At 73.2% G+C, this 18915-nt stretch carries 19 protein-coding genes; 7 read left to right on the plus strand and 12 right to left on the minus strand.

Annotated elements, in window-relative coordinates; all coding sequences use genetic code 11:
• Positions 1-27: 27 nt before the first annotated feature.
• A complete protein-coding gene (locus H4O22_RS11520; protein ID WP_182523552.1) occupies positions 28-375 on the plus strand; it encodes a hypothetical protein in 348 nt (115 codons plus the stop codon).
• Here the strand turns inward: H4O22_RS11520 and H4O22_RS11525 are convergent.
• The 3 genes from H4O22_RS11525 to H4O22_RS11535 are packed head-to-tail and all read right to left on the minus strand — an operon-like array spanning position 366 to position 3826.
• Complete coding sequence (locus H4O22_RS11525; RefSeq protein ID WP_182523553.1) at positions 366-1301, minus strand: alpha/beta hydrolase; 936 nt, start codon at positions 1299-1301, stop codon at positions 366-368. The two genes, H4O22_RS11520 and H4O22_RS11525, sit on opposite strands and share 10 nt — an antisense overlap.
• A gap of 30 nt (positions 1302-1331) precedes the next feature.
• The gene (locus tag H4O22_RS11530; RefSeq protein WP_182523554.1) at positions 1332-1898 is read right to left on the minus strand and encodes a TetR/AcrR family transcriptional regulator; all 567 of its coding nucleotides are present in this window, start codon (positions 1896-1898) and stop codon (positions 1332-1334) included.
• Positions 1895-3826, minus strand: a complete 1932-nt coding sequence (locus H4O22_RS11535) for a flavin-containing monooxygenase (protein WP_182523555.1) — start codon at positions 3824-3826, stop codon at positions 1895-1897. The genes H4O22_RS11530 and H4O22_RS11535 overlap by 4 nt, the downstream gene beginning before the upstream one ends.
• 52 nt (positions 3827-3878) lie before the next feature.
• Between H4O22_RS11535 and H4O22_RS11540 the strand changes: the two genes are divergently transcribed.
• A complete protein-coding gene (locus H4O22_RS11540; RefSeq protein ID WP_182523556.1) occupies positions 3879-4904 on the plus strand; it encodes an alcohol dehydrogenase catalytic domain-containing protein in 1026 nt (341 codons plus the stop codon).
• Positions 4901-5617, plus strand: a complete 717-nt coding sequence (locus tag H4O22_RS11545; protein WP_182523557.1) for an SDR family NAD(P)-dependent oxidoreductase — start codon at positions 4901-4903, stop codon at positions 5615-5617. The genes H4O22_RS11540 and H4O22_RS11545 overlap by 4 nt, the downstream gene beginning before the upstream one ends.
• Before the next feature lie 100 nt (positions 5618-5717).
• On the opposite strand, the gene H4O22_RS11550 is transcribed toward H4O22_RS11545, so the two are convergent.
• Genes H4O22_RS11550 through H4O22_RS11565 form a run of 4 tightly spaced genes read right to left on the minus strand, consistent with a single transcriptional unit; the run spans position 5718 to position 9482 of the window.
• The gene (locus H4O22_RS11550; protein WP_182523558.1) at positions 5718-6881 is read right to left on the minus strand and encodes an acetyl-CoA C-acetyltransferase; all 1164 of its coding nucleotides are present in this window, start codon (positions 6879-6881) and stop codon (positions 5718-5720) included.
• Between the two features lie 23 nt (positions 6882-6904).
• Positions 6905-7501 (minus strand): TetR/AcrR family transcriptional regulator, encoded by a 597-nt coding sequence (locus H4O22_RS11555; RefSeq protein WP_182523559.1) that lies wholly within the window; start codon positions 7499-7501, stop codon positions 6905-6907.
• 11 nt (positions 7502-7512) lie between these two features.
• The gene (locus tag H4O22_RS11560) at positions 7513-8316 is read right to left on the minus strand and encodes an SDR family oxidoreductase (RefSeq protein WP_182523560.1); all 804 of its coding nucleotides are present in this window, start codon (positions 8314-8316) and stop codon (positions 7513-7515) included.
• On the minus strand, positions 8313-9482 hold the full coding sequence (locus H4O22_RS11565; RefSeq protein WP_182523561.1) for an acyl-CoA dehydrogenase family protein: 1170 nt from the start codon (positions 9480-9482) through the stop codon (positions 8313-8315). Before H4O22_RS11565 ends, H4O22_RS11560 begins: the two co-directional genes overlap by 4 nt.
• A gap of 46 nt (positions 9483-9528) precedes the next feature.
• Here H4O22_RS11565 and H4O22_RS11570 point away from each other — a divergent pair, with 46 nt between their 5' ends.
• The 4 genes from H4O22_RS11570 to H4O22_RS11585 are packed head-to-tail and all read left to right on the plus strand — an operon-like array spanning position 9529 to position 14095.
• Positions 9529-11070 carry a FadD3 family acyl-CoA ligase gene (locus H4O22_RS11570; RefSeq protein WP_182523562.1) on the plus strand — a complete coding sequence of 514 codons (1542 nt, stop codon included), beginning with the start codon at positions 9529-9531 and terminating at the stop codon, positions 11068-11070.
• Positions 11071-11073: 3 nt separating this feature from the next.
• The gene (locus tag H4O22_RS11575) at positions 11074-12228 is read left to right on the plus strand and encodes an acyl-CoA dehydrogenase family protein (RefSeq protein WP_182523563.1); all 1155 of its coding nucleotides are present in this window, start codon (positions 11074-11076) and stop codon (positions 12226-12228) included.
• Positions 12225-13106, plus strand: a complete 882-nt coding sequence (locus H4O22_RS11580; RefSeq protein WP_182523564.1) for an acyl-CoA dehydrogenase family protein — start codon at positions 12225-12227, stop codon at positions 13104-13106. The genes H4O22_RS11575 and H4O22_RS11580 overlap by 4 nt, the downstream gene beginning before the upstream one ends.
• Positions 13106-14095: an acyl-CoA dehydrogenase family protein gene (locus tag H4O22_RS11585; RefSeq protein WP_182523565.1), complete on the plus strand. Its 990-nt coding sequence runs from the start codon at positions 13106-13108 to the stop codon at positions 14093-14095. The genes H4O22_RS11580 and H4O22_RS11585 overlap by 1 nt, the downstream gene beginning before the upstream one ends.
• Positions 14096-14131: 36 nt before the next feature.
• Here the strand turns inward: H4O22_RS11585 and H4O22_RS11590 are convergent, their stop codons facing one another.
• The 5 genes from H4O22_RS11590 to hsaA all read right to left on the minus strand — a co-directional run bounded on the left by H4O22_RS11590 (position 14132) and on the right by hsaA (position 18890).
• Positions 14132-15118, minus strand: coding sequence for a type IV toxin-antitoxin system AbiEi family antitoxin domain-containing protein (locus H4O22_RS11590; protein WP_182523566.1), 987 nt, complete (start codon positions 15116-15118; stop codon positions 14132-14134).
• A 130-nt stretch (positions 15119-15248) separates the two neighbouring features.
• Positions 15249-15917 carry a flavin reductase family protein gene (locus H4O22_RS11595; RefSeq protein WP_280530162.1) on the minus strand — a complete coding sequence of 223 codons (669 nt, stop codon included), beginning with the start codon at positions 15915-15917 and terminating at the stop codon, positions 15249-15251.
• A gap of 17 nt (positions 15918-15934) precedes the next feature.
• Entirely contained in the window at positions 15935-16834 is a 900-nt protein-coding gene (hsaC, locus tag H4O22_RS11600) for an iron-dependent extradiol dioxygenase HsaC (protein WP_244962934.1), read from the minus strand.
• Positions 16831-17724 carry a 4,5:9,10-diseco-3-hydroxy-5,9,17-trioxoandrosta-1(10),2-diene-4-oate hydrolase gene (hsaD, locus tag H4O22_RS11605; RefSeq protein ID WP_182523567.1) on the minus strand — a complete coding sequence of 298 codons (894 nt, stop codon included), beginning with the start codon at positions 17722-17724 and terminating at the stop codon, positions 16831-16833. The genes hsaC and hsaD overlap by 4 nt, the downstream gene beginning before the upstream one ends.
• On the minus strand, positions 17724-18890 hold the full coding sequence (gene hsaA / locus H4O22_RS11610) for a 3-hydroxy-9,10-secoandrosta-1,3,5(10)-triene-9,17-dione monooxygenase oxygenase subunit (protein ID WP_182523568.1): 1167 nt from the start codon (positions 18888-18890) through the stop codon (positions 17724-17726). The genes hsaD and hsaA overlap by 1 nt, the downstream gene beginning before the upstream one ends.
• Between the last annotated feature and the right edge of the window lie 25 nt (positions 18891-18915).

Here is an 18915-nt window from a genome sequence, read left to right on the forward strand (position 1 = left end):
CTGCTTTTCGGGCCGTAGGCTCGGGGCATGACCCAGCAGCCGGCACCCCGACGGGCTCGCCACCTGATGGACCCGGACAACCCCAGGCCCGCGCAGCGTCCCGGCGGGATGGGCATCGAGGGCGTGCAGAAGTGGGTGCTCTCGGCGTTGGCGGCGACCACGATCCTGCACCTCTCGGTCGGCCTCGTGGTCTCCGCGGTCTTCGTCGACGAGTCGCAGGACGCCGCGCGGATCGGGCTGAACCTGATCGCGTCGGCGTTCGGGGTGATCGCGTTCGCGGTCGCCCTGGCGATCCACAAGAAGTCGATCCTCTCCCCGTGGCTGCTCCTCGGCCTGGTGCCGGGCGCGATCGGCCTCTGGATCTGCTACGGCTGAGGCTGCGGCCGCGGGGCGAGCCCGCGCCGGAGCGCGTCGAGCAGCTCCTCGTCCATCCGCCTGACCACGGCCGCGTCGCGGGCGATCCCCGACCCGTGCACGGTCCCGGGGAACGAGTGCAGCTCCACCGACACCCCCGCCGCGAGCAGCCGCATCGCGTAGGTCAGCCCCTCGTCGCGCAGCGGGTCCAGCTCGCAGGTCACGACGTACGCCGGGGGCAGGTCGCCGAGGTCGTCGGCGCGGGCCGGCGCGGCGTACCGGTCCGCCTCCTGGCCCGCCAGGTAGTGCTGCCAGGACAGCTCGGCCTGGCCGCGCGTCCACATCGGGGTGCTGGTGAACGTCCGCATCGACGGGGTGTCGAGGCGGTCGTCGAGCTCGGGGATGCCGAGCGCCTGGAAGCAGAGCGCCGGGCCGCGGCGGTCCCGGGCGAGCAGCGCGACGGCGGCGGCGAGGCCACCGCCCGCGCTCTGCCCGTGGACGGCGACCCGGTCCGGGTCGACGTCGTCGCGCGCGGCGAGCGCCTGCAGGGCGGCGTAGCAGTCCTCGAGCCCGGCGGGGTACGGGTGCTCCGGCGCCAGCCGGTAGTCGACGTGCGCGACGACCGCGCCCAGCGAGTGGCACAGCTCCACGACCAGGGGGTGCTCGAGCGCGAGGCCGCCGAGGCAGAAGCCGCCGCCGTGCAGGTAGAGCAGCGCGGGCAGCCGGCCGCTCGCCCCGCGCGGACGGTAGAAGCGCACCGTCCCGCCGCCCACCTGCTCCTCGTGGGTCTCGACCAGCTCCTCCCCGGGCACCGGCCCGTCGACCGCGAACCCGTCGAGCATCGCCCGGGCGGCCGGGACGTCGCTCAGGGACTCGCTCATGTCGGGGAGCAGCGCCACGATCGGCGCGAGCTCCGGGTCGAGCGTCGGGAAGGCGGCGGGGTCCATGGGGTCTCCTCGGGATGGGGTGATCGTGTGTCAGGTCAGCGCGGGGACCAGGTAGGTCTGCAGGTACGCCCGCACCGAGTCGGGGTCGTCGGGGTCGACGGCCGCGCCGGGGAGCGTCACCAGAGAGATGATCACGCGCAGCACCCACTCCGAGGCGCCCGCCACGTCGAGGTCCGCGCGGACCTCGCCGCGCTCGCGGGCCTCGACCAGGTGCCGCTCCCAGAAACGGGCCATCCCCGGCGCCACGTCGCGCACGTAGTCGCCCAGGACCGCCGCCAGCGCCTCGGGCTCGCGCTCCTTGAGCTCCAGCGCCAACGGGCCCAGGTGCGAGGAGCGCGCGATCGCGACGGCCTCGGCGACCTTGGCCGCGAGGCCCTCGGCGGCCCGGACCCGCTCGTCGGAGTGCGCCCAGAACTGCACGTCGAGGCGGATCAGCGCCGCGCCCAGCAGGGCGGCCTTGTTCGGGAAGTGTCGGTACAGCCAGGCCCGCGAGACCCCGGCCTCCTCGGCGACGCCGGCGACCGTCGTACGCCGGATGCCGTCGCGGCGCAGGCACGCCTCGGCGGCGTCCAGGAGGCGGTCCCGGACGCCGGTCACGACAGCTCGTAGTCGTCGAGGTCGGGGGCGCGGGTCCAGGTCCAGAAGTCCACGAGCCGCCACGGGCTGAGGACGTGCACGTCGCCCTCGGCGTTCTTGTAGAAGTTGTGCTCGATGTGCGGGGAGGACCAGACGTAGGTCTTGAGCTCGGCCTGGGTGCGCTCGTAGTAGTCGTCGTAGACCTCCTGGCGCGGCTCGATCGCCCGGTGACCGCCGTCGGCCAGCGCCTGGAGGCACTGCACGACGTACCGCACCTCGCACTCGGAGTGGAAGATCAGGCTGCCGCCGCTGGCCAGGTTGGTGCCCGGCCCGTAGAGGCAGAAGAAGTTCGGGAACCCGGGCACCGTCATGCCGAGGTAGGCGCGCGGGCGCAGCCCCCAGTGCTCGCGGAGGTCGACCCCGTCGCGGCCGGTGATCCGCAGCGGCAGGAGCAGGTCGTTGACCCGGAAGCCGGTCGCCCAGACGACCACGTCGGCGGGGTGGAAGGTGCCGTCGGAGTCGACCACGCCGTCGCCCGCGAGGCGGTCCACGCCCGCGCGGACCAGATCGACGTCGTCGCGCTGGAGGGTGCGCAGCCAGCTGCCGTTGTCCTGCAGGGTGCGCTTGCCGGTGGGCGGGTAGTCGGGCACCACCTTGGCCAGCAGCTCCGGGTCGTCCTCGACCTGGCTGGCGATCCAGTCGGTGAACATCACCCGGGTGAGGTCGTTGATCTCGCTGACCGAGCGCTCCTGGGGCTCCCAGTCGGGGTCGACCTTGGCCGCCGGCAGCCCGCTGTCGCAGCCGGGCCAGAACAGCAGGAAGCGATACCAGCGCCCGTAGAACGGCAGGTGCCGCAGCGCCCAGCGCACCCCCGGCCCGACCGGCTCGTGGTAGTTCGGGTTCGGGAACATCCACTGCGCCGTGCGCTGCAGGATGGTGAGGTGCCCCACCCGGTCGGCGATCGCCGGGGCGAGCTGGAACCCGGTCGCGCCGGCGCCGATCATCACCACGCGCTTGCCGGTCAGGTCGACGTCGTCGTCCCAGCGGGCGGTGTGGAACGAGGGCACCGTGAGCTCACCGGGCACGTCGGGCACGTGCGGGCGGTTGAGCTGCCCGACGGCCGAGATCACGGCCCGCGCCGTGAGCACCTCGCCCGTGTCCAGCCGGACGGCCCAGGTGCCGCTGGCCTCGTCCCAGGTCGCGTCGGTGACCTCGGTGCCCCACCGGACGTGGCGACCGACGTCGTGCCGCTCCAGCACGCCCTGGAAGTAGGCCTGGAGCTCGGGCTGCTGGGCGAAGAACTCGGTCCACGCGTCGCTGGGCTCGAAGCTGTAGCAGTAGAAGTGGTTGCCGACGTCGACCCGGGCGCCGGGGTAGCGGTTCTCCCACCAGGTGCCGCCGACCCCGTCGTTCTTCTCGATGACGGTGTAGGGGAACCCCGCCTCCTGGAGCCGGATCGCGGCGAGCAGCCCGGACATGCCGCAGCCGATGACCACCACCGGCAGGTCGGCGGCCGCGCCGGGGTCGACGGGCCGGCCGGTGGCGCGTGCGTCGGCGCCGTCGAGCTCCATCTCCTCCAGCATCATCGGGACGTACTCCGGGGGCACGTCGGCGCAGACCAGCCAGTCCATCATCCGCTTGAGCAGGTCCGGGCCGACCGGCTCGGGCTCGGGGCAGCCGCGGTCCCGCCAGTCGCGGATCACGTCCAGCGCGAACGCGCGGGCGGCGGCCTGGTCCTCCGGGGACATGTAGCCCTGCACCTCGTTGAGGAACAGCCCCTGCGGACGCAGCGGTCCCTCGAGGATCGCCTCGCGGGCGGCCTCCCCCTCGGTCATGTGCAGGCAGGAGAGCAGCAGGGTGGGCACCGAGACGTCCTCGAGGGCGGCGGCGACCGCCTCGTCGCTCATCTGGTCCGCGGTGAACGGCTCTCCGGCGTGCGGGTTGCGCATGGACGCAAGGTACACACTTGTGGAGATGTGTCTACTCCCCTAGGTTCGGCGCGTGCGTACCGTCGTGATCGAGTCCCCGGGCACCGTCCGCGTCGAGGAGCGGCCCGATCCCGGGCTCCCCGGCCCGGACGGAGCCGTCATCGCCGTCGAGGCCACCGCGATCTGCGGCTCCGACCTGCACTTCTACGACGGGGACCTGCCGCTCTTCCCGGTCGCGGTCGGGCACGAGGCCGTCGGCCGGATCGTCGAGGTCGGGCCCGACGTACGCCGGTTCGCCGTCGGCGACCGGGTCCTGGTCTCCTCGGTCGCGGGCTGCGGGGCGTGCGCGGGGTGCGCCACCGGCGACCCCGTGACCTGCGTCCAGGGCGGCGGCAAGGTGTTCGGCGCCGGCGAGCTCGGAGGCGCCCAGAGCGACCTGCTCGCCGTACCGGTCGCGGACTTCCAGCTGCTCGGCGTGCCCGACGACCTCGACGACGAGGCCGCCCTGCTCCTGACCGACAACCTCGCAACCGGCTGGACCGCGGCGCAGCGGGCCGACGTCCGGCCCGGCGCCACGGTCGTGGTGCTGGGGCTCGGCGCGGTCGGGCTCTGCTCCGTGCGGGCGGCGTACGCCGCGGGCGCCGCGCGGGTGCTGGTCGCCGACCCGGTGGCCGGGCGCCGCGACCGCGCGGTCGCCTCCGGCGCCGTCGCGCTGGAGGGACCGACCGTCGAGGCGGTGCTGGCCGCCACCGACGGCCGCGGCGCCGACGCGGTGATCGACGCGGTCGCGCTGGACGCCACCCTCGACGACGCGTTCGGGGCGGTGCGCGCCGGCGGGACCGTCTCGGTGGTCGGCGTGCACGGGCTCGCGCCGTACCCGCTCCCGATCCTGGGCGCGCTATTCCGCAACGTGACCCTGCGAATGACCACCGCGCCGATCCAGTCGACGTGGTCCACCCTGCTCCCGCTGGTCCAGCACGGCCGGATCGACACCACCGGGATCTTCACCCACGAGTTCGCGCTGGCCGACGCCGCGGACGCCTACGCCGCCGTTGCCGCGCGCACGGCCGACTGCCTGAAGGTGCTGATGAAGCCATGAGCGGAGTGATCGTCACGGGTGCCGCGTCCGGAATCGGACGGGCGTGCGCCGAGGAGCTGGTGGCCGCGGGCCGCAAGGTCGCCCTGTGGGACCTCGCCGAGGGCGTGCTGGAGGTCGCCGCGGGGCTCGGGATGCCGGGCACCGTCGTCGACGTCAGCGGCGACCTGGCCGGCCCGGTGGCCGACGCCGCCGCGGCCCTGGACGGCCTCGACGGCCTGGTGCACGCCGCGGGCCGCGTGGCGGTCGAGCCGGTGGGCTCCTTCACCGCCGACTCCTGGGACGCCGTCGTCGACGTCAACCTGCGCGCCCACGCGCTGCTGGTGCAGGAGATGCTGCCGTACCTGCGGGAGGCCGCGAACGCGTCCGTGGTCGGCATCGCCTCCATCGAGGGCATCGCCGCCAACCCCTGGATCCCGGCGTACTGCGCCTCCAAGGCCGGCATGCTCGGCCTGACCCGGTCGATGGCCGCCCAGCTCGGCCCGGAGGGGATCCGCGTGAACGCGGTCTGCCCCGGCTTCATCGTCACGCCGATGATCGCGCCGGCGCTGGAGGTCGACGAGATCCGCACCGGCTACGAGCAGGCCGCTCCCCTGGGCCGGATGGGCCAGCCCGCCGAGGTCGCGACCGTCGTCGCCTTCCTGCTCTCCGACAAGGCCTCGTTCGTCACCGGCACCGAGATCATCGTCGACGGCGGCCTGATCTGCCAGCACTGACCCACACATCCGCCGAGTCGGCGCTTGTGTCCGGGTTCTCCACAGTCAACCTGTGCAGAAAGCGGACACAAGCGCCGACTCGGCGTTGGTGGGGTGCGAGCTAGAGGCGCTCGATGATGGTGACGTTGGCCTGGCCGCCGCCCTCGCACATCGTCTGCAGGGCGTAGCGGCCGCCGGTGCGCTCGAGCTCGTTGAGCAGGGTGGTCATGATCCGGGTGCCGGTGGCGCCGATGGGGTGGCCCAGCGCGATGCCGCCGCCGTTGACGTTGACCTTCTCGTGCGGGACGTCGAGCTCGGCCATCCAGGCCAGGACGACCGAGGCGAACGCCTCGTTGCACTCGAAGAGGTCGATGTCGTCGACGGTGAGACCGGTGCGCTCCAGGGCGTGCCGGGTGGCGCGGATCGGGCCGGTCAGCATCCACACCGGGTCGTCGCCGCGCACCGAGAGGTGGTGCACGCGCGCCCGGGGGGTGAGCCCGTGCTCGGCGACCGCGGCCTCGGAGGCGATCAGCATCGCGCTGGAGGCGTCGCAGATCTGCGAGGCGACGGCGGCCGTGATCCGGCCGCCCGGGGCGAGCGGCTGCAGGCCGGCCATCTTCTCCAGCGAGGTCTCGCGGGGGCACTGGTCGGTATCCAGGACGGTGCCGTCGGGCAGGGTCACCGGCTCGATCTCCGCGGCGAACCGGCCCTCCGCGATCGCGGTCCGGGCCCGCTCGTGCGAGGCGAGGGCGAAGGCCTCCATGTCCTCGCGGGAGATGTCCCACTTCTCGGCGATCATCTCCGCGGAGCGGAACTGGCTGACCTCCTGGTCGCCGTACCGCTCCTGCCAGCCGGGCGACTCCGCGAACGGCGTCGAGAACCCGTACTGCTGTCCTGCCAGCATCGCCGCCGAGATCGGGATGGCGCTCATGTTCTGCACGCCGCCGGCGACCACGAGGTCCTGGGTCCCCGACATCACGCCCTGCGCCGCGAAGTGCACCGCCTGCTGCGAGGACCCGCACTGGCGGTCGATGGTCACGCCCGGCACGTGGTCGGGCAGCCCGGCCACCAGCCATGCGGTGCGCGCAACGTCGCCGGCCTGCGAGCCGAGCGTGTCGCAGCAGCCGAGGATCACGTCGTCCACGGCCCCCGGGTCGATGCCGGTACGGCGGACCAGGGCGCCCAGCGTGTGCGCGGCGAGGTCGGCGGAGTGCACGCCTGCCAGCGCGCCCCCGCGCTTGCCGACCGGGGTGCGGACGGCGTCGACGATGTAGGCCTCGGGCATCAGATTTTCCTTTCGGCGGCGGGTCACGACGTCGACGACGTCGCGATCCCGTCCAGGAGGATGGTCAGGTACTGGTCGGCGATGGCCTCGTGGCTGTGGCCGGCGCCCGGGCGGTACCACCGCACGGCCACCCAGACGGTGTCGCGGATGAACCGGTAGGTCAGGGTCACGTCGAGGTCGTCGCGCAGCACGCCGGTCTCGATGCCCTCGGTGAGCAGGGTCATCCACAGCGCGCGCGACTGGGCGTTGCGCTCGGCGAGGTAGCCGAACCGCTCGAACGAGAGCAGGTACGCCGCCTCGTTCTGGAAGATCGCGACCTCGTGCGGGTGCTCGTCGATCGCGGCGAACGAGAGCCGCACGCAGCGCTCGATCTTGGTCCGCGCGTCCTCGTCGCCGGCGAGCACCTCGTCGTACGCCGCGAACAGCGACTCCTGGAAGGTCGAGAGGATCTCGTCGACCATCGACTCCTTGGAGTCGAAGTGGTGGTAGAGGCTGCCAGACAGGATCCCGGCCGCCTCGGCGATGTCGCGCACCGTGGTGTTCTTGAAGCCCTTGTCGGCGAAGAGCCGCGCGGCGATCGCGAGCAGCTCGGAGCGGCGGTTCGGGGCGGCGTCGGTCATGGGATCAGTCTTCAGGCCTGCTGGGAGCTGACGGAGACGACCTCGCCGGTCATGTACGACGCGTAGTCGCTGGCGAGCATCACCATCACGTTGGCGACCTCCCACGGCTCGGCCGCGCGACCGAACGCCTCGCGCTGCTTGAGCTCGGCGAGCAGCTCGTCGGAGGTGACCTTGGCCAGGAACGGGTGCATCGCCAGGCTCGGCGAGACCGCGTTGACCCGGATGCCGTGCGGGGCGAGGTCGATGGCCGAGCAGCGGGTCAGCGCCATCACGCCGGCCTTGGCCGCCGCGTAGTGCGCCTGCCCCTCCTGCGCGCGCCAGCCGATCACCGAGGCGTTGTTGACGATCACGCCGCGCGTGCCGGCGGCGGTCATCCGCTGCCCCGCGGCCCGGACGCAGCGGAAGGTGCCGGTCAGCGTGATGTCGAGGACGCGCGACCACTGCTCGTCGGTCATCTCCAGCACGCTCGCGGTGCCGCCGAGCCCGGCGTTGTTCACCATCACGTCGACCCCGCCGAGCTCGTCGGCGGTGTCGAGCAGCGCCTGGACCTGCGCCTCGTCGGTGACGTCGCAGACCTGCTGGCGCACCCGGTCGGCGCCGAACTCGGCCGCCAGCGCCTCCTCGGCCTCGGCGAGCCGGCGGGCGTGGGTGTCGCTGAAGACGACCGCCTTCGCGCCCTCCTCCAGCGCCCGCCGTACGACGGCGGCGCCGATGCCGGCGCCGGCGGCCGCGGTCACGACCACCACCTTGCCGGCCAGCAGGTCGTGCCCGGGGACGTACGCCGGGGCGGGCTGCTCAGGTCTCGTGCTCGTCATCCGCGTGCCTCTCTGGGGAGGCCGAGCACCCGCTCGGCCAGGATGTTGCGCTGGATCTCGTCGCTGCCGCCGTAGATGGTGTCGGCACGCGAGAAGAGGAAGAGCCGCTGCCACTCGTCGAGGTCGTACGGCGCGCCGCGGGCCGTGAGCCCCTCGGCGCCCAGGACGTCCATCGCCACCTCGCCGAGCCGCTTGTGCCAGCCGGCCCAGACGAGCTTGAACACCGAGGCCGCGCCCGCGTCGTCGCTCGAGAGCCCGCGGAGGGCCTGGAGCCGCATCACCTCGAGCTCGACCTTGAGCGAGGCGAGCCGGTCGCGGAGCACCGGGTCGTCGATCGCGCCGTTGCCGCGCGCGACCTCGACGACCCCGGCGAGCTCCCGGGCGAAGCCGACGACCTGGCCGACCACGGACACGCCGCGCTCGAAGCCGAGCAGCGCCATCGCGACCTTCCAGCCCTGGCCTGGGTCGCCGACGACGAGGTCGGCGTCGGTGCGGGCGCCGGAGAGGAAGACCTCGTTGAACTCCGACCCGCCGGTGAGCTGCTCGATCGGCCGGACCTCGATGCCCTCCTGGTCCAGCGGCATCAGCAGGAAGCTCAGCCCGTGGTGGCGCTGCGAGCCGGGCTCGGTGCGGGCGATGACGAAGATCCACTGCGAGAAGTGCGCGTTGGACGTCCACACCTTCTGGCCGTCGACGACCCACTGGTCGCCGTCGAGACGGGCCTTGGTCTGCACGTTCGCGAGGTCGGAGCCGGCGCCGGGCTCGGAGTACCCCTGCGCCCACAGCTCCTCGACCGCCACGATCTTGGGCAGGAAGCGCTGCTGCTGCTCGGGGGTGCCGAACGCGATCAGGGTCGGGCCGAGCAGCTCCTCGCCGAGGTGGTTGACCCGCGCGGGGGCGTTCGACCGGGCGTACTCCTCGTGGAAGATCACCTGCTGCCACAGGGTCAGCCCGCGGCCGCCGTGCTCGGTCGGCCAGCCGACGCAGGTCCAGCCGTGGGCGGCGAGGTGCCGGTTCCAGGCCAGCCGCTCCTCGACCGCCTCGTGGTCCTTGCCGGGGCCGCCGAGGCCGCGCAGCTCGCCCCACTCGCCGCTCAGGGAGTCCTCGAGGAACGCCCGCACCTCGGCACGGAAGGCCTCGTCGTCGGTCGAGTAGGTCAGGTCCACGGGTGCTACAGTACCAAGCAATTGCTTGGTTGGCTCAGGAGGTCCGGTGGCAGGCACCATCCCCGCGGCACTGCGGGAGGCCGCGGAGCGCTACGGCGACAACGCGGCGTACGTCGAGCACGGCATGTCCGTCTCGTTCGCGGCCCTGCTCGAGCGGGTACGACGGACCGCCGCGGGCTACCGCGCCCGCGGCCTGGAGCCCGGTGGCCGGGTCGTGGTGTGGGCGCCGAACAGCGTCGACTGGGTGGTCGCCGCGCTCGCCACGTCGTACGCCGGGGGCACGCTGGTGCCGGCCAACTCGCGCTACACCGCCCACGAGGTCGCCGAGATCGTGGACCGCACGCAGGCGGTGCTCGTGGTCGTGGCCGACGGGTTCCTCGGCCGCACCCAGGTCGCCGACCTGCGCGCCGCCAGCGACCTGGTGAGCGTGCGCGAGATCGTCGACCTGGTCCGGCTGCGCGACGTCGAGGCGCGGGACGCCGGGGACATCGACGTGGTCGCCGCCGGGGTCTCCCCCGACGACGTCGCCGACATCCTGTTCACCTCCGGCACCACCGGCCGGCCGAAGGGCGCGATGTCCGCGCACCGCCAGACCGTCGGCGTCGCCGAGGTGTGGGGCGCGCTGGGCGGGGTGTCCGCGGCGGACCGCTACCTGGTGGTCAACCCCTTCTTCCACTCCTTCGGCTACAAGGTCGGCATCATCACCGGGCTGCTCACCGGCGCCACGCTGTACCCGGTGGCGACCTTCGACCCCGAGGAGACGATGCGGCTCATCGAGGCCGAGCGGATCACCGTCCTCCCGGGCGCGCCGACGATCTACACCTCGCTGCTCGGCGCCCCCGGGCGCGCGGACCGCGACCTCTCCTCGCTGCGGCTGGCCGTGACCGGCGCCGCCGTCGTGCCGGTCGTGCTGATCGAGCGGATGCGCGAGGAGCTCGGCGTCGACCAGGTCGTCACCGCGTTCGGCATGACCGAGGCCGTCGTCGTGACGATGTGCCGCGCGGGCGACCCGGCCGCGCTGGTCGCCACCACCTGCGGGCGCGCGATCCCCGGCATGGAGGTCCGGATCGCCGAGGAGACCGGCGAGCTGCTGGTCCGCGGCGACCACGTGATGCTCGGCTACCTCGACGACCCCGTGGCCACCGCGGAGGCGATCGACGCCGACGGGTGGCTGCACACCGGCGACATCGGCACGCTCGACGAGGCCGGCAACCTGACGATCACCGACCGCCTCAAGGACATGTACATCTCCGGGGGCTTCAACGTCTATCCCGCTGAGGTCGAGCAGGCGCTCGCCCGCCTCGACGGCGTCGCCGACGTCGCCGTGGTCGGCGTCCCCGACGAGCGGCTCGGCGAGGTCGGCCGGGCGTACGTCGTCCCGGCCGCCGGCGCGGAGCTGACCGAGGCCGCCGTCGTCGCGTTCGCGCGCGAGCGGCTCGCCAACTTCAAGGCGCCGCGCCAGGTGGCCTTCGTCGACGCGCTGCCGCGCAACCTGTCCGGCAAGGTGCTGAAGAACGAGCTGAGGGGTCTCGACACCCCGCCTCGTTCCTCGGCTACTCGACCACCGACAACGAAGAAAGAAGCCTGAGCCGTGGAGCTGACCCTGTCCGAGTCCGAGCGCGCCTTCCAGGCGGAGGCGCGGGAGTGGCTGGCGGCGAACGTGCCGGCCGAGCCGCTGCCGTCGATGGACACCGCCGAGGGCTTCGCCGCCCACCAGGAGTGGGAGCGACGGCTCGCAGAGGCCCGCTGGTCGGTCGTCTCCTGGCCGGAGGCCTACCACGGGCGCGAGGCGTCGCTGGTGGAGTGGGTGGTCTTCGAGGAGGAGTACTACCGGGCCGGCGCGCCCGGCCGGGTCTCCCAGAACGGCATCTTCCTGCTCGCGCCGATCATCTTCGACCACGGCACCCCCGAGCAGCAGGACCGGTTCCTGCCGACGATGGCGACCGGTGAGCGGATCTGGGCGCAGTGCTGGTCCGAGCCGGAGGCCGGCTCCGACCTCGCCTCGCTGCGGTCCACCGCCCGGCGTGACGAGGAGCGCGGCGGCTGGGTGCTGAACGGCCAGAAGACGTGGTCCTCGCGGGCGTCGTACGCCCACTGGGGCTTCGGCCTGTTCCGCTCCGACCCGGAGGCGCAGCGGCACTCCGGCCTGACCTACTTCCTGTTCCCGCTCGACGCCGACGGCGTCACCGTGCGCCCGATCGCCCAGCTGGACGGCGAGGCCGGGTTCGCCGAGGTGTTCTTCGAGGACGTCTTCGTGCCCGACGCCGACGTGCTCGGCGCGCCCGGCGACGGCTGGCGGGTGGCGATGTCGACCGCGGGCAACGAGCGCGGCCTCTCGCTGCGCTCCCCCGGCCGGTTCTGCGCCGCCGCCGACCGGCTCGTCGACCTCTACCGCGCGCAGCCCGACGCAGCAGCGTCCGCCGCGGACGGGGTCGTCGACGCGTGGGTCCGCGCCCAGGCCTACCGGCTCTACACCTGGGGCACCGTCACGCGGCTCGCCGCGGGCGGCGACATGGGCGCCGCGGGCTCGGTCAACAAGGTCTTCTGGTCCGAGCTCGACATCGCCCTGCACGAGACCGCGCTCGACCTGCTCGGCCCCGGGGCCGAGCTCGCGTCGACCTGGCTCGACGGCTACACCTTCTCGCTGTCCGGGCCGATCTACGCCGGCACCAACGAGATCCAGCGCAACATCGTGGCCGAGCGGATCCTCGGCCTCCCCCGCGAGCCGAAGGGAGCCGCCCGATGAGGTTCGTGCTCGACGACGACCAGCGCGACTTCGCCGCCGCGCTCGAGAGCCTGCTGACCGCCTCCGACCCCGTCGCGGCCGCCCGCGCCTGGGCCGAGGGCGACCACGAGCGCGGGCTGGCGCTCTGGCGCCGGCTCGCCGACCTCGGTGTCACCTCGCTGGCCACCGACGCCTCGCCCGTCGAGGTCGTCATCGCCTTCGAGGCGCTCGGCCGGCACGCCGTGCCCGGCCCCTGGGTCGAGTCCGCGGCGTACCTGCCGGTCGCGCTCGGCAAGGAGCTCGAGGGCATCGCGACCCTCGCCCTGCCGCCGCACGTGCCGTACGCCCTCGACGCCGACGTCGCCGACCGGGTGTACGTCGGGACCACCGAGGCGAGCGTCGTCGGCGACGCGCTCACCTCGGTCGACCGGACCCGCCGGCTCTTCGAGGTCTCCGGCACCGGCGAGACGCACCCCGAGGCGTTCGACCTCGCCGTCCTCGCGGTCTCCGCACAGCTGCTCGGGGCCGGCGAGCGGGTGCTCGCCGACTCCGTGACGTACGTGAAGCAGCGCCGGCAGTTCGGGCGCGAGATCGGCTCCTACCAGGCGATCAAGCACGCGCTGGCCGACGTGCGGATCGCGCTCGACTTCGCCCGCCCGCTGGTGCTCGGCGCCGCGCTCGGCGAGGTGCCGGCGTCCGCGGCCAAGATCGCGTGCGGTGACGCGGCGTACCTCGCCTCCCGCACGGGGCTGCAGGTGCACGGCGCGATCGGCTACACCCAGGAGTTCGACCTGTCGGTGTGGATCACCAAGATCCGCGCCCTCGTGACCGCGTGGGGCACCCCGGCGTACCACCGGGCGAGGCTGCTGGACGGGCTGCTCGAGAGGACGGGCAGCTGATGGAGCTCGCGCTGTCGGAGGAGCAGGAGCAGCTGGCCGCGACCGTGCGGTCGCTGCTGGCGAAGCAGGCCGACCCGCGGGTCGAGCAGTACGACGCGGCGCTGTGGCGCACGCTGTGCGAGCAGATCGGCGTGGCCGCGCTCGCGGTGCCCGAGGAGCACGACGGGGTCGGCGCGACCCTCCTGGAGACCGCGGTCGTGCTCGAGGAGCTCGGCCGCGCGCTGGTCCCCTCGCCGCTGCTGTCCTCGCTCGTCACCACCGAGGTGCTGCTGGCGTCGGCCGACGACGAGGCGCAGGCGCGCCTGCTCCCCCGCATCGCGGCCGGCGAGGTGGCGGCGTACGCCGACCTCGGCGACGGCGAGCCCGCCGAGGAGGCGGTCGACGTCCTCGACGGCGACCTGGCGACCGTGCTCGTGGTCGCGGCCGGCGGGGACCTCTACGAGGTCGACCCGGCGACCGCGCGGCGGACCTGGACACCGACCATGGACCAGACCCTCCGCCTCGCCCGGGTCTCGGTCGACCTGGGCTCGGCCACCCGCATCGGCGCGGCCGGGCCGGCGCGGGAGCGGGCCGCGATCGTCGGCGCCGTCGGTGTCGCCGCCCTGCAGGTCGGCACGGCCGCCCGCGGGCTGGAGATGACCGTGGCCTACAGCAAGGAGCGGGTGCAGTTCGGGCGCCCGATCGGCTCCTTCCAGGCGCTCAAGCACCGGATGGCCGACCTGCTGGTGCTCGTCGAGATGGCGCGCTCCGCGTCCTGGGCGGCGTCGTACGCCGTGGCCGCGGGCACGCCGGGAGCCGCCCAGCTGGCGCACGTCGCGGCGTCGTACTGCACCGGTGCGCTGGAGAAGGTCGCGGCCGAGACCGTGCAGCTGCACGGCGGCATCGCCATCACTTGGGAGCACGACGCGCACCTCGTCCTCAAGCGCGCCCACTCCCTCGGCCACCTCTTCGGCTCCGCCCACGAGCACCGGCGCCTCGTCGAGCTCTGACCCGCCTTTCCCGCCGACCCGTCACTTTTTCGGCGTTCATGCCGGCGTGTCGCCGAAGGATCGACGGGTCGACCGCAGGCAGCGCTCCAGCTCCCGGCGTACGACGTCGACGGTCACCTGCCGGTCGTGGGTGGGCACGTCCCGCCGGGTGAGCACCACGATCCACCAGCCCTCCGCCCGCAGCCACGCGCGCCGGCGCTCGTCCCGGGCGCGCTGCTCCGGGGACGTGTGCCAGTCCGCGCCGTCGTACTCGACCGCGAAGCGCAGCCGCTCGTTGGCCAGGTCCAGCACGGCCAGCTCGCCCCACGGCTCGCCGCCGCGACGCACCTCCACCTGGGGCGTGAGCGCCGGCAGACCGCCGTCCTGGCAGCGGAGCCGCACCCACGACTCGAGCACCGACATCGCCCGGGCGTCGGTGCGCGGCGCGAGGTCGCGGAGCTGGACGACCCCGCGCATGCCACGGAAGCGGGGCAGGCACCGCTCGACGTCGGCGCCGGTGAACCCGGCCTGCCGGGCGAGCGCGTCCATCGCGGCCATCGCCTGGTCACGTGGTCGGAGCCGGCCGAGGTCGCACGCGAGGCGCAACGGCGACAGCACGGGTACGCCGTCCAGCACCTCGACGTCCTCGGGACGCAGGCCGCGCTCGCCGCCGGCGCACCCGGCCTTGCGCACGCGGGTGTGACCGGGCAGCTGGAAGACCTGCACCGGCGGCGCCACGACACGCGCCTGCGGCGGCTCGAGATCGACGCCGTGGGCCCAGGCCGCGGACTCGTCGCAGACGACGGCGCTCGGCGGGAGCACCAGCGCCAGCGCGCGGACGCGGTGGAGGGTCGTGTCCGGCGCGGCGGCGTCGACGTACACGCCGTCGAAGACGCGGCGCAGCACCCCCGAGCGGGTCAGCCGGGTCAGCACGTCGGGAGTCACGCCGACGGCGGCGGCCTGCGCGGTCGTGAAGGGTACGGCGAGGGGCAGCGCCGGGTGCCGGTCGGTCAGCGGCGGGATCACCGCGGGTGGTCGCATCACCCCCGCACTGTGCGACGGCGGCGCGGGACGGCGTACCGCTCATCCACAGGCCGCGGGGTCGACCCGTCGATGCCCCGGCGACACACCGCGAAAAACGCCGAAAATGTGACGGGTCGGCGGAAAGGGGGACTCAGCCGGTGGTGCGGTACGAGCCCCGGTAGAACAGCAGCGGGTCCTCGGCGGGCGCGTCGGTCTGGTCGGGGTCCTCGGCGCTGGTGGCGAGGTGCAGCACCCGGCCGATGACGACGAGGTGGTCGCCGGCCTCGTGGACGGCGTGCACGGAGCAGTCGACGTGGGCGAGGGTGCCCTCGAGCACCGGCGAGCCGGAGACCTCGGCCGGGTGCCAGGCGACGCCGGCGAACTTGTCGGTGCCGCGGCTGGCCATCTGGTTGGAGAGCTCGGCCTGCCCGTCGGCGAGGAAGTTCACGCAGAACCTGCCGGAGCGCTGGATCAGCGGCCACGCCCGGGAGGTCTTGGCCGGCACGAACAGCACCAGCGGCGGGTCGAGGGAGACGCTGGAGAACGACTGGCAGGTCATGCCCACGGGCTCCCCGCCACTCATCGCGGTCACCACCGTGACGCCGGAGGCGAACCGGCCCAGCACGTCGCGGAAGCGCCGCGCGGCCGCCTGGGCCTCGGGGTCGTCGGCGGGCACCGGGGCGCCCTCCGCCGGCCCGAGCGGCTCGAGCTCGTAGGCCTCGTCCCCGAGCCAGGAGGCGATCAGCTCGGAGCTCGGCCAGGTCTCGCGCGCGTCGGGGCTCATGCCCTCCGGGACGTCCGGAGCCGAGTGGCTTGCCATGGGCCCCACGCTAGCCACTACTGGCCGCCACCGAAGTCGTGGCCCCAGTAGGAGACGGCGGTGGACTCGCGCGCGACCCACCGGGAGTCCTCGACGGTGAGCCCGTCGGTGCCGAACTCGACGTCGAAGCCGGCGGGCGACTTCACGTAGAAGGACACCATCTCGTCGTTCATGTGCCGCCCGAGCGTGGCCGACAGCGGGGCGCCGTGCTTGCGGACCCGCTCCAGCGCGCGGCCGACGTGGTCGAGCTCGTCGACCTCGAGCATGATGTGGACGCACTTGGCGGGGTTCGGCATCGGCAGGAACGCCAGCGAGTGGTGGCGCGGGTTGACGCCGAGGAAGCGCAGCCAGACCTTCGAGCCCGGCTCCTTCCCGACGAACTCGCCCGGCATGCTCATCGAGTCGCGCAGCCGGAAGCCGAGCACGTCGGCGTAGAAGCGCAGCGCCTCGACGTCGTCGTGCACGGGCAGCACGATGTGCCCCATCCCCTGGTCGCCGGTCACGAACTTCGCGGCGTACGGCGTGACCAGCGGCCGCGACTCGTAGGTGATGCCGTGGAAGAGCTCGAAGACGTTGTCGAAGGGGTCGCTGAAGCGGATCAGCTCCTGGACGCGGCGCTCGTCGAGCTCCTCGCGGGTGCCCTCCTCGAACGCGACGCCGGCCTTCTGAAGGTGCTCGCGGGCCTCCTGCAGCGCCCGGTGGTCGGCGAGCTCCCACCCGGTGACGGCGAGCCGGTCGACGTCGGAGGGGAAGACCACGAGCCGCGCGGAGACCTCGTCGATGCGCCAGTACTGGTGGTCGGGGTTCGGGCCGCGGCCCGCGGCGAGCCCGAGCACCTTGCCGGCGAACGTCGTCCACTGGGAGAGGTCGGTCGAGGCGACGCGGACGTACCCCATGGACTTGATGTCGATGGTCACGACGTGCTCCGTTCGACGTGGTGGGAGAGGAAAGCGGTGGTGATCTCGGCGAACTCCTCGGCCGCCTCGATCTGCGCCCAGTGCCCGCAGTTGGGGAACACGTGGAGCTGGGCGCGCGGGATCAGCTTGAGGGCGACCATGGCGCCGTCGAGCGGGTTGACCCGGTCCTCGCGGCCCCAGGTGAGCAGGGTGTGCTTGCGGAGCCGGTGCGCCTCCCGCCAGAGCATGCCGTCCTCGGCCGTCTCCGGGTTCCAGAAGGACATGCCCATCGAGCGCATCGCCTCCTGCGCGCCGGGCGCCGTGGCGTCGGCGTACCGCTCCTCCACGAGCTCGTCGGTGACCAGCTTCTGGTCGACGACCATGGTGGAGATGAACGCCCGCAGCGCCTCGCGGGTCGGGTTCGCCCCGAACTCCATCAGCCGCTTGACGCCCTCGGTGGGGTCGGCGTGGAACAGGTTCAGCGACAGGCCGCCGGGACCCATCAGCACCAGCCGGCCCACCCGGTCGGGGTGGGTCAGCGCCAGCCGCATCGCCGTACCGCCGCCGAGGCTGTTGCCGAGCAGGTGGACCCGCTCGATCCCGAGCTCGTCCAGCAGGGCGACGACGTGGTCGGCCGCGTGCCGGTAGTAGTTGCCGACGACCGGCGGCTTGTCGGACCCGCCGAAGCCGGGCTGGTCGACGAGCAGGGTGCGGAACTGGGTGGCGAAGTGCGGCAGCGCCCGGCCGAAGTTCGACCACGCCGAGGCGCCCGGACCGCCGCCGTGCAGCATCACCAGCGGCAGCCCGCCGCCGATCGAGGGCGGCTGGGTGTCGGGCGCGGCCTCGTAGTAGTTGAGCGTGACGTCGAGGGCCTTGGCCGAACGACGCGTCGCCTCCTGCGAGTAGTCCATCAGTACATCCCCGGGTCGATCTTGTGGCCGAACTCGTGGGCGCCGAACATCTGCAGCGCCCGCTCGGGGTCGTTGGCGGCGTGCACGCGACCGGCGTGCGCGTCGCGCCAGGCCCGCTGCAGGTAGGTGCCCTCGGCCAGCGCGCGGCCGCCGGACGCCTCGAACAGCGCGTCGATCGCGTCGATGGCCCGCTGGCTGCCCAGCACCTGGTCGCGGCGCACCTTCAGCCGCACGCCGAGCGGGATCTTCTCGCCCTTGGCGACGTGCGCCATCTCCTCGCGGATGTTGTTGGTCAGCAGCGCCCAGGCGGCGTCGATCTCGCTGCTGGCCCGGGCGATGCGGACCGCGGAGAACGGGTCGAGCGACGCCTTCTCCCCGAGGTACGCCGCGCGGGTGCGCTTCTGCTGCATCTCGACGTGCTCGGCGTACGCGCCCCGCGCCATGCCGATGATCGGCGTGGTGATGGTGCCGGTGAAGATCGAGTGGAACGGCAGCTTGTAGAGGTCGGAGGTGTTCTGCTCCTGGCCCGGGCCGCGGCACTGGCCGGTCTCCCCCATCGACAGCGTGAACGCCTCGGGGATGAACACGTCGTCGACGACGATGTCGTTGGAGCCGGTGCCGCGCAGGCCGACCATGTGCCAGACGTCGACGATCGTGTAGCTCTCGCGCGGCACCAGGAAGGTCTTGAAGTCGACGACGTTGCCCTCGTCGTTGAACACCAGGCCGCCGAGGAGCACCCAGCTGCAGTGGTCGCAGCCCGAGGAGAAGCTCCACTTGCCGGAGAGCTGGTAGCCGCCGTCGGCGACCGTGGCCTTGCCGGTCGGGGCGTACGACGAGCTCAGCCGGGTCGAGGTGTCTGAGCCCCAGACCGCCTGCTGGGCCTCGTCGGCGAAGAGCGCGACCTGCCACGGGTGCACGCCGACCACGCTGGAGACCCAGCCGGTCGACCCGTCCGCGGACGCGATGTCGCGCACGGCGGTGTAGAAGGTGACGGGGTCCGCCTCGAAGCCGTCGAAGCGCTTCGGCTGCAGGAGCCGGAAGAACCCGGTCTCCTCCAGCTCCTTGATCGAAGCCTCGGGCACCACGCGGAGGCGCTCGGCCTCGTCGGCGCGCTCGCGGAAGGTGGGAAGCAGGTCGCGTACGCCGTCGAGAACAGCCTGGGACATGGGGATCTCCTGTGGTGGAAGGACG

The sequence above is a fragment of the Nocardioides dongkuii genome (assembly GCF_014127485.1).
Lineage (GTDB): Bacteria > Actinomycetota > Actinomycetes > Propionibacteriales > Nocardioidaceae > Nocardioides > Nocardioides dongkuii.

Coding starts and splice junctions, on each gene's coding strand:
- H4O22_RS11535 (WP_182523555.1), bottom strand. CDS start 3,826: ATGCGCAACCCGCACGCCGGAGAGCCGTTCACCGCGGACCAGATGAGC.
- hsaA (WP_182523568.1), bottom strand. CDS start 18,890: ATGTCCCAGGCTGTTCTCGACGGCGTACGCGACCTGCTTCCCACCTTC.
- H4O22_RS11585 (WP_182523565.1), top strand. CDS start 13,106: ATGGAGCTCGCGCTGTCGGAGGAGCAGGAGCAGCTGGCCGCGACCGTG.
- H4O22_RS11595 (WP_280530162.1), bottom strand. CDS start 15,917: ATGGCAAGCCACTCGGCTCCGGACGTCCCGGAGGGCATGAGCCCCGAC.
- H4O22_RS11555 (WP_182523559.1), bottom strand. CDS start 7,501: ATGACCGACGCCGCCCCGAACCGCCGCTCCGAGCTGCTCGCGATCGCC.
- H4O22_RS11550 (WP_182523558.1), bottom strand. CDS start 6,881: ATGCCCGAGGCCTACATCGTCGACGCCGTCCGCACCCCGGTCGGCAAG.
- H4O22_RS11525 (WP_182523553.1), bottom strand. CDS start 1,301: ATGGACCCCGCCGCCTTCCCGACGCTCGACCCGGAGCTCGCGCCGATC.
- H4O22_RS11580 (WP_182523564.1), top strand. CDS start 12,225: ATGAGGTTCGTGCTCGACGACGACCAGCGCGACTTCGCCGCCGCGCTC.
- H4O22_RS11560 (WP_182523560.1), bottom strand. CDS start 8,316: ATGACGAGCACGAGACCTGAGCAGCCCGCCCCGGCGTACGTCCCCGGG.
- H4O22_RS11545 (WP_182523557.1), top strand. CDS start 4,901: ATGAGCGGAGTGATCGTCACGGGTGCCGCGTCCGGAATCGGACGGGCG.
- hsaD (WP_182523567.1), bottom strand. CDS start 17,724: ATGGACTACTCGCAGGAGGCGACGCGTCGTTCGGCCAAGGCCCTCGAC.
- H4O22_RS11520 (WP_182523552.1), top strand. CDS start 28: ATGACCCAGCAGCCGGCACCCCGACGGGCTCGCCACCTGATGGACCCG.